This window comes from Pseudomonas sp. REST10 (genome assembly GCF_029542605.1).
GTDB lineage: Bacteria > Pseudomonadota > Gammaproteobacteria > Pseudomonadales > Pseudomonadaceae > Aquipseudomonas > Aquipseudomonas khazarica.
Genome location: NZ_CP035677.1, coordinates 704,867 through 717,119, shown reverse-complemented (window position 1 = coordinate 717,119; position 12,253 = coordinate 704,867). Strand labels below are relative to the sequence as shown.

Genomic DNA, 12,253 nt, shown 5'->3' with positions numbered 1-12,253 from the left:
GCTATTAGTCCTAGCTCCTGCCATGAACTTCCGAAACAAGAGCAGCACCCACCCCCATCTATAACCGGGAACAACAAGTACCTGTAGCTACCCGTGCCATATACCACCGGGACGAACTCACAGTAACCCGCTGACAGGTTACGACGGCAGTCGAACAAGTGCAGAGCAAACTTTGGCCAGAAAAGACCGGAATGCCCAAATGATCGAAAAGAAACTACGCATTCTGCTTATCAGCGAGAAACCTGCGACAGCCCGGGGCCTGGAACATGCACTGAACCGGCTGGGCTACTTTCGCGTGACCACCATCGACTCGCTGGTCGATGCCCTGCCGTTGGCCGACTCCATCAAGCAGCGCTTCGATCTGATCCTGATTGCCCCGCACATCCGCCGCAACGGCAAGGCTCGGCAGCTCGAGCAGGCCCTGAGCGGCAATCGACTGGTCGACCACCTGGCAGTCGAAACGCCTCCCGTCGTCAGCTTCGTCTCGATCATCACCGGCATTCGCGAACTGCAGTGCCTGATCAACCGCTGCCAGCCTGCCTACGCGGACTGAGCAGCACGCCAGGCAAGGCGACGGCGCCATTTTCTTCAGCGAAACATGATCCGCGATGCGGCAGCGGGGCCGATAAGCCCTACAATCGGCCAACCGAACGCCTCCCCCGACTCGACATCGACCATGGACAAGACCCTATTACTGCAACAGGTGCTCACTCACCTGCAGGCTGATCTGGAGCAGGCTCACCAGGCGGCGCTGAGCGCCCACGAAACGGCTACCCATGAAGAGAATGTCGCCGAGAACAAGTACGACACCCTGGGCCTCGAAGCAGCCTATCTCGCCAGTGGCCAGGCTCGCCGTGTCGAGGAGCTGCGTCAGACGCTGATCACCTGGCGTCAGTTGCGCCTGCGACCCTTCGACGAGAACCAGGGCGTCGAACTGGGGGCACTGGTCCAGCTGCTCGATGCGCATGACCAGGTGCGCTGGCTGTTTCTCGGCCCCCAGGGCGCCAGCATGAAGCTGCAGCATGCCGGCCAGACGATTCAGGTGCTCGGCAGCGCCGCGCCACTGGGCCGTGCCTTGCTGGGCAAGGTTCCGGGCGACCAGATCAGCGTACCGATGGCCGGCGCGGCACAGGATTTCGAGGTGCTGAGCGTCGAGTGACGGGGAACTATCTGGGCTAGGGTTGGTAGAGAACCTTATAGCCACCACCGTCCGGGAGCTCAGCATGGAACCGCCTGTTCACAACCTGTCTTCGCTGTTCAAACAACTCGGTCTGGCCGACGACAGCGCCAGCATCGACACCTTCATCAGAACCCACGCGCCACTCCCCGCCGAGCGCAAGCTGGCGGACGCCTCGTTCTGGACCCCGGCACAGGCGGCCTTCCTGCGCGAGGAGATCCTCGAAGACGCCGACTGGGCGGAGGTAGTCGATCAGTTGAACGTGCGCCTGCGCGGCTGACGCATGAACTAGGCGCCGCTCATCTCGCGCCAGGTCAGGTACATGCGCAGGTCGAACTCGATCTGCGCGTAGCCGGGCAACATGTAGTCGCAGAGTTTGTAGAAGGCCTTGTTGTGTTCGGCCTCCTTCAGATGCGCCAGCTCATGCACCACGATCATCTGCAGGAAGACTGGTGCGGCATCGCGAAACAGCGAGGCCACGCGGATTTCCTTCTTGGCCTTGAGCTTGCCGCCCTGCACCCGCGAGATCGCCGTATGCAGCCCCAGCGCGCGATGGGTGAGATCGAGGCGATTGTCATAGAGCACCTTGTCGATGCCGGGCGCGTTCTTCAGGTGCTCCTGCTTCAGCGCCATCACATAACCGTAGAGCGCCTTGTCGCTCTGCACGTCATGGCGTCCGGGATAACGCTGCGCCAGGTAGCCGCCCAGGCGGTCATCGGCGATCAGCTGGCGGACCTGCTGCTGCAACTCGACCGGATAACCCTGTAGATACTTCAATGATGCCGCCCCATACATGACTGGAGCACCAGTGTAACGGATGCCCGCCTATTCGCTCGGCAGTACGCGCAGTATCCGCCCCTGTGGGTTGTCGGTCAGCAGGTAGAGCGCCCCGTCGGGCCCGCTGCGGACGTCGCGGATACGCTCGCCCAGTTCCTCGAACAGCACCTCCTCGCCAGCCAGCATGCCATCGCGCAGGCGGATGCGCCGCACGCTGCGCTCGGCCAGGGTCGAGGCGAACAGGTCTCCCTGCCAGTCGGGAAACAACTCACCGCGGTAGAGCATCAGGCTCGATGGCGCGACCGAGGGCGTCCAGTGCAGCAGCGGTGCGACCAGCCCCGGCAGCTCGGTGTAGGGGCTGACCCTGGCGCCGGTGTAGTCGACACCGAAGGTCGCCAGTGGCCAGCCGTAGTTGCCGCCCGGCTCGATCAGATTGAGCTCGTCGCCGCCGCGAGGGCCGTGCTCGTGGCTGTACAGGCGCCCCTGCTCGGCGTCGAAGAAGATGCCCTGCACATTGCGATGGCCCAGGCTGTAGATCTCCGGCGCCGCACCCTGCTGTCCGAGCAACGGATTGTCCTGCGGCACACTGCCGTCACGGTTCAGGCGCACGATCTTGCCGAGGTGGTTGGCGGGATTCTGCGCCTGTTCACGCCAGTCGAAACCATCACCGAGGGTCAGCACCAGCGTCTTGTCCGCCAGGAAGGCGATGCGCCCGCCATAATGCGCGGCGCCGGCCTTGAGCGGCTGGGCGGTAAACAGCACCTCGAGATCCTGCAACTCGCCATCCACCAGGCGCGCACGTATCAGGCGCGTGTTGTTGGCCTCCAGCGAACCCTGGGCGTGGGTCAGGTAAAGCCAGCGGTTGTCGCTGTAGTCCGGATCCAGCGCCACCTCCATCAAGCCGGCCTGGGCGGCGATGAACCCCTCGGGCACGCCCGCTACCGGCTCGGGGTCGAGCCGGCCATCGGCCTCGACGATACGCAGGCGGCCGACGCGCTCGGTGACCAGCAGGCGGCCATCCGGCAGGAACGCCATCGACCAGGGGTGCTCCAGCCCTTGGCTGAAGGTTTCGATGCGGTAATCGTGCGCGGCCAGCGGTGCGCTGGCGAACAAGGCGCCGAGCGCCAGCACGCGGAAGGTGTTCAACATGGGCAGCGCCTTGTCACGGAGTATCGGAGGTAGTCGGCTGCGTCCGGTAGCGCACCCGCCGGCCCAGCAGGCCGAACAGCAACGCACCGGCACTGCCGCAGGCCATCAGGGCCAGGGTTCCCAGGGGATGGCGATCAGCGGCGATCAGCGTCGGCATGGGCGCCAGCGTGTTGGCCAGGGCCAGCGCCAGCCAGATCGCAGTGGCGCCAGCCACGACGAGAATGGCCCAGCGCAACGATGGCAGGCGCCGCGCCAGCCAGAGCGAAAGCGGCAGGGCGACGACAAAACCCAGCCCTGCCAGCAGTGCGAAAGTGGGGGCAAAACCGAGCAGATCCAGGCAGGTGGTGCCGAGGCGCACATCGAGCGGCACGGGCGCCCCCAGCGCTTGCAGGGCCGCGAGATTGCTCTGCGTCTGGAAGATCGAGGCAAAGGCGCTGGTCAGCAGCACGGCGAGGACGAAGGCGAGCAGCAGGCGCGGCATAAACGAGGTTTCCGGAACGGCAGTGCCCGAATTATGGCGTAGGCCGCCCGCTGCATCGGCCTGGGTGTTTTACAGGGTTTTACCTGATGCGCCCGACTGGATGGCGAGACCTGTCGTCACCCAGAAACAACCATATATTGACGCCAATAAATCGACGAACGGTGCTCACGCTACAGACAGGGGTGGCGCTATAGATCGCGCCGCAAGCGCAGCCCGCGCTCACGGCAGGCAGACCTGCCGCCTTCTAGCTCGCGTGTCACCCGCTGGAACGCCAAGTAACGCGTTACTGACTCCTGGACGAGATGTGCACCCGACTGAAGTTCCCATCATCAAGGAGCTTTGAGCATGATCGAACTCGCCGTGTGGAACCTCAGCATTCCTGTCGGAGTTCCCGCCACCACCATCGATACGCCGGTCCTCGCCGGTGGTTATCAGGACCACTATTTCCAGTCCCGCGATGGCGCGATCTTCTTCTGGTCACCGGTCAACGGCACCACCACCATCAGTGCCAAGTATCCGCGTAGCGAACTGCGCGAGACGCACGCCGATGGCAGCGTGCGCAACTGGACCTATCCGGGGGCGGAGCATTTCCTGCGCGCGGCGCTGAGCGTCAGCCAGGTGCCCTCGACCGGCAAGATCGTCATCGGCCAGATCCACGCTTACAAGAGCTCGATGCCGATGCTCAAGCTGGAGTACCAGTACAAGGCCTGGGCAGGTAGCGGCAACATCGTGGCGAAAGTGCGCATGACACCGGACGCCGAGATCCAGGTCGTGACCATCGCCAGCGGCATCGTGCTGGGCCAGCCCTTTCACTACACCCTCAACCTGAAGGCGGACGGCACGCTGGCGATCCGCCTCGACCAGATCGACTGGAGCACGCGGGTCGACCCGAGCTGGGCCACCAAGCCGTTGTACTTCAAGGCCGGTGTCTACACCCAGGACAACACCGGCTACGAGACGGAAGCCGGGGCCGCGCGTTTCGACCAGCTGAGCATCGAGCACCGCGCACTCGGCAGCAACACGCCCTGAGCGACGAACGCCAGGCAATAAAAAGCCGCGACGCTTGCGCGATCGCGGCTTTCGGCTGAACGTGACGGGCTCATGCCCGTCGCCGATCAGTTGACCTTGGCGTTCAGCTCGCCACTGGCGTAGCGCTGGAACATGCCTTCCAGGGAGACCGGCTTGATCTTGGAGGCGTTGCCGGCGGTGCCGAAGGCTTCGTAGCGGGCGATGCAGATGTCACGCATGGCAACGATGGTCTTGGCGAAGAACTTGCGCGGGTCGAACTCGCTCGGGTGCTCGGCCATCATGCGGCGCATGGCACCGGTGGAGGCCAGACGCAGGTCGGTGTCGATGTTGACCTTGCGCACGCCGTGCTTGATGCCCTCGACGATTTCCTCGACCGGCACACCGTAGGTTTCCTTGATGTCGCCGCCGAATTCGTTGATCACCTTCAGCCATTCCTGTGGAACGGACGAGGAACCGTGCATCACCAGGTGGGTGTTGGGGATGCGCTTGTGGATTTCCTTGATGCGCTCGATCGACAGCACGTCGCCGGTTGGCGGCTTGGTGAACTTGTAGGCGCCGTGGCTGGTGCCGATGGCGATGGCCAGGGCGTCGACCTGAGTTCTCTTGACGAAGTCGGCGGCCTCTTCCGGGTCGGTCAGCAGCTGGCTGTGATCCAGCACGCCTTCGGCGCCAACGCCGTCTTCCTCACCCGCCATGCCGGTTTCCAGGCTGCCCAGGCAACCCAGCTCACCTTCCACGGACACACCGCAAGCGTGGGCGAATGCCACGGTCTGCTGGGTCACGCGGACGTTGTACTCGTAGTCGGCCGGCGTCTTGCCATCTTCTTTCAGCGAGCCGTCCATCATCACCGAGGAAAAGCCCAGCTGGATCGAGCGCTGGCAGACGTCAGGGCTGGTGCCGTGATCCTGGTGCATGCACACCGGGATGTGCGGGAACTCTTCGATGGCAGCCAGGATCAGGTGGCGCAGGAACGGCGCACCGGCGTATTTGCGGGCACCAGCGGACGCCTGGACGATGACCGGCGAATCGGTCTTGTCGGCGGCTTCCATGATGGCGCGCATCTGCTCGAGGTTGTTGACGTTGAAGGCCGGCACGCCGTAGCCGAATTCGGCGGCGTGGTCGAGCATCTGGCGCATGCTGATAAGTGCCATCTTTTGAAGCTCCCGATATGGGTTTGTTTAAGTGTACAAGCCTGCCGCAGGGGCAGGCTCGGTTCAAGCTTGGAACATAGCCAAAAGCTACGAGCCTCTAGCTGCAAGAAAACCTGGGCAGAGCATCGCCTTGACTTGCGGCTCGAAGCTCGCCGCTGCTTTATTGCGCCCTGCAGCCGCGCCCGATCAGGTCGTCGTTCGCGGTCCAGTAGACCAGGCCTTCCTCGCCCTTGGTGTGGAAGGACAGGCGCCCATCGCTGTAGAGCGCGCCGGATGCCGCCGGCTCCTGGGTCAGGCGATGAACGATGTCACCACCGCCCAGGCGCACGTCCACCTGATCGAAACTGCCATTGGCGAAACGCCACAGCACCACGGCCTGGCTATCGCAGACCCAGCGATTCCACTGATCCGGCGCCGCCGGCTGGCTGTTGCACGCCGCGAGCAGCAAGGTGATGGCGGCGAATCCCGCCAGTCTGATTGCGATCATTGCTCTCCCTCGTCAGCAACGCTGTTCCGCTGCCGGACCTGTAGGCCGGCCACTGTTCTCTTCGATTCGCTGGTCATCCTGGGTCGTCGGCGTCTCGATCTGCGCGGGGCTGAACACCTCGCACGCAGTTTCCCGACCACCGCCGGCACAACCTGCCAGCAAAATACCGATGACACCCAGGGCGGCTAACTTGTCCATGGCATGACTCCTTGTTCGAGGGTACTGCTTGTACAGACCGCCCGATCACGCCAGGGTTTTATCCGCCAGGGCAAAGAGTGACTTCCTTCACCCTGGCACGCTGTTACTTCGCGCGCTGCTCCAGGACCTCGACGGCCGGCAGGACCTTGCCCTCGACGAACTCGAGGAAGGCGCCACCACCAGTAGAAATGTAGGAGATTTTCTCGGCCACGCCGTACTTGTCGATAGCCGCCAGGGTGTCACCACCACCGGCGATGGAGAACGCTGCGCTGTCGGCGATGGCCAGGGCCAGGGCCTTGGTGCCGTTACCGAACTGGTCGAACTCGAACACGCCGACCGGGCCGTTCCACAGGATGGTCTGCGAAGCCTTGAGCATCTCGGCGAACTGCGCGGCGGTCTGCGGACCGATGTCGAGGATCATGTCGTCCTCGCTCACGTCGGCGACGGCCTTGACCGTGGCCTCGGCATCTTCGGCGAAGGCCTTGGCCACCACCACGTCGACCGGCAGCGGCACGCTGACCTTGGCGGCGATGGCCTTGGCGGTGTCGACCAGGTCGGCCTCGTACAGCGACTTGCCCACCGGCAGGCCTGCAGCGGCGAGGAAGGTGTTGGCGATGCCGCCGCCGACGATCAGCGAGTCGCAGATATCGGCCAGGGAGTTGAGCACGTCCAGCTTGGTCGACACCTTGGAACCGGCGACGATGGCCAGCATCGGGCGGGCCGGCTTGTCCAGGGCCTTGCCCAGGGCGTCCAGCTCGGCCGCCAGCAGCGGGCCGGCACAAGCGACCTTGGCGAACTTGGCCACGCCATGGGTCGAGCCTTGGGCGCGGTGGGCGGTGCCGAAGGCATCCATCACGAACACGTCGCACAGGGCCGCGTACTGCTGGGCCAGTTCGTCGCTGTTCTTCTTCTCGCCCTTGTTGAAACGCACGTTCTCCAGCAGCACCAGTTCGCCAGCCTTGACCTCGACACCGCCGAGGTAGTCCTTGACCAGCGGCACGTCGCGGCCGAGCGCCTTGCTCAGGTAGGCCGCTACCGGTGCCAGGCTGTCTTCTTCGCTGTAGACGCCCTCTTCCGGACGGCCCAGGTGCGAGCAGACCAGCACGGCCGCGCCTTTTTCCAGCGCCAGCTTGATGGTCGGCAGGGAAGCGAGGATGCGCGCGTCGCTCTTGACCACGCCATCCTTCACCGGGACGTTGAGGTCTTCGCGGATCAGCACGCGCTTACCGGCGAGGTCGAGGTCGGTCATCTTCAGAACGGTCATGGCATCAGTCCTTCACGGGGGCTGGTTGTACAGAGGAGGTGGATACAGCAAGAAAATGTTCGGCGACATCGAGCATGCGGTTGGCGAAACCCCACTCGTTGTCGAACCAGGCCAGCAGGTTGACCAGACGCGGGCCGGACACACGGGTCTGGCTGCCGTCGACGATGGCCGAATGCGGGTCATGGTTGAAGTCGCAGCTGGCATGCGGCAGCTCGGTATACGCCAGCAGCCCCTTGAGCGGGCCGCTTTCCGCCGCCTGGCGCAGCACGCGGTTGATTTCCTCGGCGGAGGTGTCGCGCGCGGTCTGCAGGGTGATGTCGAGACAGGACACGTTGACCGTCGGCACACGGATGGCCTTGGCCTGGATGCGCCCGGCCAGCTCCGGCAGCAGACGCTCGATACCGCGTGCCAGGCCGGTGGACACCGGGATCACCGACTGGAAGGCCGAGCGCGTGCGGCGCAGGTCTTCGTGGTGGTAGGCATCGATCACGGGCTGATCGTTCATCGCCGAGTGAATGGTGGTAATGGAGACGTACTCCAGACCCACCACCTCGTCGAGAAGTTTCAGCAGCGGCACACCGCAGTTGGTGGTGCAGGACGCATTGGACACCAGGCGCTCGCTGCCATCGAGGCCATCCTGGTTGACCCCGTAGACGATGGTGGCGTCGATATCCGCCTCGCCGGCCATCGGCTGCGACAGCAGCACGCGCGGCGCACCGGCAGCGATGAAACGCTGCGCCTCGCTGCGGGTGACGTACTGCCCGGAGCACTCCAGCAGCAGGTCGATATCCAGCGCGGCCCAGTCGATCGCTTCCGGCTCGCTCTGGCGCAACACCTTCACGCAATCGCCGTTGATGTGCAGGCAGTCGCCGTCGACCTTCACCTCACCCGGGAAACGCCCATGAGTGGAGTCGAAACGGGTCAGGTACTCGATGCTGGCCTGATCGGCCAGGTCATTGAGGGCGACGATTTCCAGGCTCGCCCCATCGCCGCGCTCATGCAGCGCGCGCAGCACGCAGCGACCGATGCGGCCGTAGCCGTTGAGGGCGACGCGAAAAGGGCGATTGGACATGGGCGATCTCGATAACGTAGCGACTCCCTCTGCCATTCACTGGAGAGGGCCGGGGGAGAGAGCGGCAACGCGACCCTCTCCCCTCAGCCCCCCGCACGCGGCGGAGGGGAGTCAGCGGTTCAGGCGTCGAGCAGCTCTTCAGCCGTGGCAACGACGTTGTCGACGGTGAAGCCGAACTCTTCGAACAGGGCGGCAGCCGGCGCCGACTCACCGAAGGTGGTCATGCCGATGATGCGGCCTTCCAGGCCCACGTACTTGTACCAGTAGTCGGCATGCGAGGCCTCGATGGCGATACGCGCACCCACCTCGACCGGCAGCACGGACTGCTTGTAGGCAGCATCCTGCTGGTCGAACACGCTGGTCGACGGCATCGACACCACGCGCACCTTGCGGCCCCTCTCTTCGAGCTTGGCGGCAGCCTGCATGGCCAGGCCGACTTCCGAGCCGGTGGCAACGAGGATCAGTTCCGGCTCGCCAGCGCTGTCCTTGAGCACGTAGCCGCCGCGGGCGACATCGGCCAGCTGCTGGGCATCACGTGCCTGGTGCGGCAGGTTCTGGCGGCTGAACACCAGGGCGGACGGGCCGTCGGCACGTTCGATGGCGTGTTTCCAGGCCACGGCGGACTCGACCGCATCGGCCGGGCGCCAGGTGTCGAGGTTCGGCGTGCCACGCAGGCTGGCCAGCTGCTCGATCGGCTGGTGGGTCGGGCCGTCTTCACCGAGGCCGATGGAGTCGTGGGTGAACACGTACAGCACGCGCTGCTTCATCAGTGCGGACATGCGCACGGCGTTGCGGGCGTATTCCATGAAGATCAGGAAGGTCGCGCCATAGGGCACGAAGCCGCCGTGCAGGGCGACACCGTTCATGATCGCGCTCATGCCGAACTCGCGCACGCCGTAGAACATGTAGTTGCCGGAAGCGTCCTCGGCGGACACGCCCTTGCAGCCCTTCCACAGGGTCAGGTTGGAGCCGGCCAGGTCAGCCGAGCCACCGAGGAATTCCGGCAGCAGCGGGCCGAAGGCATTCAGTGCGTTCTGGCTGGCCTTGCGACTGGCGATGGTCTCGCCCTTCTCGGCCACTTCACGCACATAGGCGGCGGCCTTCTCGGCGAAGTCGGCCGGCAGCTCGCCAGCGATGCGGCGCTTGAACTCGGCAGCCAGCTCGGGGAAGGCGGCGGCGTAGGCGGCGAACTTCTCGTTCCAGGCGGCTTCGGCGGCAGCACCGGCGGCCTTGGCGTCCCACTCGGCGTAGATCTCGGCCGGCACTTCGAACGGGCCGTGATTCCAGCCCAGGTTGGCGCGGGTCAGGGCGATTTCGTCATTGCCCAGCGGCGCACCGTGGCACTCTTCCTTGCCGCCCTTGTTCGGCGAACCGAAACCGATAGTGGTCTTGCAGCAGATCAGGGTCGGCTGGTCCACACTCTTGCGCGCGGTCTCGATGGCCATCTTGATCTCTTCGGCGTCGTGACCGTCGACATTGCGGATCACCTGCCAGCCATAGGCCTCGAAACGCTTCGGCGTGTCGTCGGTGAACCAGCCTTCGACCTCACCGTCGATGGAGATGCCGTTGTCGTCATAGAACGCGACCAGCTTGCCCAGGCCGAGGGTGCCGGCCAGCGAGCAGACTTCATGGCTGATGCCTTCCATCATGCAGCCGTCGCCGAGGAACACATAGGTGTTGTGGTCGACGATGGTGTGACCGTCACGGTTGAACTGCGCGCCCAGCACTTTCTCGGCGATGGCGAAGCCGACGGCGTTGGCGATGCCCTGGCCGAGCGGGCCGGTGGTGGTTTCCACACCCGGGGTGTAGCCGTATTCCGGGTGGCCCGGAGTGCGGCTGTGCAGCTGGCGGAAGTTCTTCAGATCGTCGATCGACAGGTCGTAGCCGGTCAGGTGCAGCAGCGAGTAGATCAGCATAGAACCATGGCCGTTGGACAGCACGAAGCGGTCACGATCGGCGAAGCTCGGGTTCTGCGGGTTGTGCTTCAGAAAGTCGCGCCACAGCACTTCGGCGATGTCCGCCATGCCCATGGGGGCACCGGGGTGGCCGCTGTTGGCTTTCTGCACGGCATCCATGCTGAGGGCACGAATGGCATTGGCTCGCTCACGACGGCTGGGCATCGCTGAATCTCCTGCGGGGGGCTGTTCACGGAAAAAGGCGGCTATTTTCGCCCAGCCGCACCCCGCGGGGCAATGACAGATGGTCGTAGATCCGTCGACTCAGCCGACGCGTTCGCTGAGAACCCCCACCGCAGGGCTGCCCGGCCCACCCAGGCAAGGCGCCTGGAACAGCTCGCCATGCCAGACGCCGGCCAGTGTGCGACTGAATACCAGGCACCACACGCCCAGCAACTGCAGGGCCAGCACCACACCGGCAAAGCTGAAGAAGGCCAGGCCCGTCAGCGCCTGCAGCTCAAAGGTGGCCAGGGCGAACACCCCCAGCGGGAAGGTGAACCCCCACCAGCCGAGATTGAACGGCATGTTGTCGCGAATGTAGTGACGGGTGAAGAGCGTGGCGATCACCAGCCACCACAGGCCCGCGCCCCACAACGCCAGGCCGCCGACCAGGCCGAGGTCACGCGCCAGCTCCGCGGCGCCGGCCAGGGGCGTGCCGGCGAACGCCAGCGGCGCCGCCTGCCCCATGCTGAGCAGGCCCAGGCAGCCGGTGGCCAGCGGGCCCAGCGGCAACCAGCTGGTGGCAGCGAAGTCGGTATCCGGCAGTTTGTGCAGCGCCAGGCGCAGCAGCACCAGCGTGATCAGCGAGAAGGCCAGCGACAGCGACATCCCCCAGAGCACGAAGCCGGCCGCCAGCAACTGCTGCGCGTTGGCGGCGGAAAGATGAGGGGCCAGGGCGCCCGCCGCGCTGGCCGCCACCTCGGGTGCGACGATCGGTAGCAGCCAGACTGCGGTGAGTTTCTCCAGCGCATGATGCTGACGGGTGAACATCAGATAGGGCACGAGCAGCGCACCGAGCAATGCCAGCGCCGCGTCCAGCCACCACAACGCATGCGCCAGTGCATAAACGCCCTCGCCCCAGCGCGGCACGCCGAACAGCAGCAGCCCCTTGATCAGCACCGCCATGCCCATGGGGATGGCGCCGAGAAACATCGACTGCACCGGATGCAGCAGCATGGGCCAGAGCGTGTCGCGAAACAGCGCCAGACGCAGCAGGAACAACAGGCTGAAGAGGACGAACAGGCCGACGGCGAAAAACCACAGCCCCTCCGCCAGCATCACCAGGCCCGGCAGATGCCAGGGCAGATGGGCGAGCACCAGAGCGAGAACGCCGGTGCCCATGGTCATGGCGAACCAGTTGGGCGTGAAGTGACGAATGAAGGCGAGCGGTTCGGGTAAACGACTGAAAGGGCGCGACATGAATCGGGTGGTCCCGTGACATGAGTGACGCCGACAAGGTTAAGAACCGGCTTGCCATATGAAAAATACATATTCAGCATCCATGACATACCTT

14 protein-coding genes are annotated in these 12,253 nt (G+C 64.7%); 4 read left to right on the top strand and 10 right to left on the bottom strand.

The features are described from left to right. The first annotated feature begins 199 nt into the window (after nucleotides 1-199). The 3 genes from EWH21_RS03410 to EWH21_RS03400 all read left to right on the top strand — a co-directional run bounded on the left by EWH21_RS03410 (nucleotide 200) and on the right by EWH21_RS03400 (nucleotide 1,457). On the top strand, nucleotides 200-553 hold the full coding sequence (locus EWH21_RS03410; RefSeq protein WP_152487669.1) for a response regulator transcription factor: 354 nt from the start codon (nucleotides 200-202) through the stop codon (nucleotides 551-553). 123 nt (nucleotides 554-676) lie between these two features. Beyond that, nucleotides 677-1,159, top strand: a complete 483-nt coding sequence (locus tag EWH21_RS03405; protein ID WP_152487668.1) for a GreA/GreB family elongation factor — start codon at nucleotides 677-679, stop codon at nucleotides 1,157-1,159. Nucleotides 1,160-1,223: 64 nt separating this feature from the next. Beyond that, nucleotides 1,224-1,457 (top strand): DUF2789 domain-containing protein, encoded by a 234-nt coding sequence (locus tag EWH21_RS03400; RefSeq protein ID WP_277699786.1) that lies wholly within the window; start codon nucleotides 1,224-1,226, stop codon nucleotides 1,455-1,457. Between the two features lie 8 nt (nucleotides 1,458-1,465). Here EWH21_RS03400 and EWH21_RS03395 read toward each other — a convergent pair whose 3' ends face one another. The 3 genes from EWH21_RS03395 to EWH21_RS03385 are packed head-to-tail and all read right to left on the bottom strand — an operon-like array spanning nucleotide 1,466 to nucleotide 3,584. Continuing rightward, on the bottom strand, nucleotides 1,466-1,972 hold the full coding sequence (locus EWH21_RS03395) for a M48 family metallopeptidase (RefSeq protein ID WP_277699785.1): 507 nt from the start codon (nucleotides 1,970-1,972) through the stop codon (nucleotides 1,466-1,468). Between the two features lie 30 nt (nucleotides 1,973-2,002). Beyond that, nucleotides 2,003-3,103: a PQQ-dependent sugar dehydrogenase gene (locus EWH21_RS03390; RefSeq protein WP_152487665.1), complete on the bottom strand. Its 1,101-nt coding sequence runs from the start codon at nucleotides 3,101-3,103 to the stop codon at nucleotides 2,003-2,005. Nucleotides 3,104-3,116: 13 nt separating this feature from the next. After that, nucleotides 3,117-3,584: a hypothetical protein gene (locus EWH21_RS03385; protein WP_037050066.1), complete on the bottom strand. Its 468-nt coding sequence runs from the start codon at nucleotides 3,582-3,584 to the stop codon at nucleotides 3,117-3,119. Between the two features lie 345 nt (nucleotides 3,585-3,929). On the opposite strand from EWH21_RS03385, the gene EWH21_RS03380 reads away from it, so the two are divergent. Continuing rightward, nucleotides 3,930-4,613, top strand: coding sequence for a polysaccharide lyase family 7 protein (locus EWH21_RS03380; RefSeq protein WP_037050069.1), 684 nt, complete (start codon nucleotides 3,930-3,932; stop codon nucleotides 4,611-4,613). Nucleotides 4,614-4,699: 86 nt separating this feature from the next. Here EWH21_RS03380 and fba read toward each other — a convergent pair whose 3' ends face one another. The 7 genes from fba to EWH21_RS03345 form a co-directional block, all read right to left on the bottom strand. Further along, nucleotides 4,700-5,764, bottom strand: coding sequence for a class II fructose-bisphosphate aldolase (gene fba / locus EWH21_RS03375; protein WP_277699784.1), 1,065 nt, complete (start codon nucleotides 5,762-5,764; stop codon nucleotides 4,700-4,702). A gap of 160 nt (nucleotides 5,765-5,924) precedes the next feature. Then, nucleotides 5,925-6,251 (bottom strand): MliC family protein, encoded by a 327-nt coding sequence (locus EWH21_RS03370; protein ID WP_152487664.1) that lies wholly within the window; start codon nucleotides 6,249-6,251, stop codon nucleotides 5,925-5,927. 12 nt (nucleotides 6,252-6,263) lie between these two features. Next, nucleotides 6,264-6,449 carry a hypothetical protein gene (locus EWH21_RS03365; RefSeq protein ID WP_047586104.1) on the bottom strand — a complete coding sequence of 62 codons (186 nt, stop codon included), beginning with the start codon at nucleotides 6,447-6,449 and terminating at the stop codon, nucleotides 6,264-6,266. A 103-nt stretch (nucleotides 6,450-6,552) separates the two neighbouring features. After that, complete coding sequence (locus EWH21_RS03360; RefSeq protein ID WP_277699783.1) at nucleotides 6,553-7,713, bottom strand: phosphoglycerate kinase; 1,161 nt, start codon at nucleotides 7,711-7,713, stop codon at nucleotides 6,553-6,555. Between the two features lie 4 nt (nucleotides 7,714-7,717). Beyond that, nucleotides 7,718-8,785 carry an erythrose-4-phosphate dehydrogenase gene (gene epd, locus EWH21_RS03355; protein ID WP_037050082.1) on the bottom strand — a complete coding sequence of 356 codons (1,068 nt, stop codon included), beginning with the start codon at nucleotides 8,783-8,785 and terminating at the stop codon, nucleotides 7,718-7,720. A gap of 119 nt (nucleotides 8,786-8,904) precedes the next feature. Further along, a complete protein-coding gene (tkt, locus tag EWH21_RS03350; RefSeq protein ID WP_277699782.1) occupies nucleotides 8,905-10,905 on the bottom strand; it encodes a transketolase in 2,001 nt (666 codons plus the stop codon). A 99-nt stretch (nucleotides 10,906-11,004) separates the two neighbouring features. Then, the gene (locus EWH21_RS03345) at nucleotides 11,005-12,159 is read right to left on the bottom strand and encodes a TDT family transporter (RefSeq protein ID WP_277699781.1); all 1,155 of its coding nucleotides are present in this window, start codon (nucleotides 12,157-12,159) and stop codon (nucleotides 11,005-11,007) included. Between the last annotated feature and the right edge of the window lie 94 nt (nucleotides 12,160-12,253).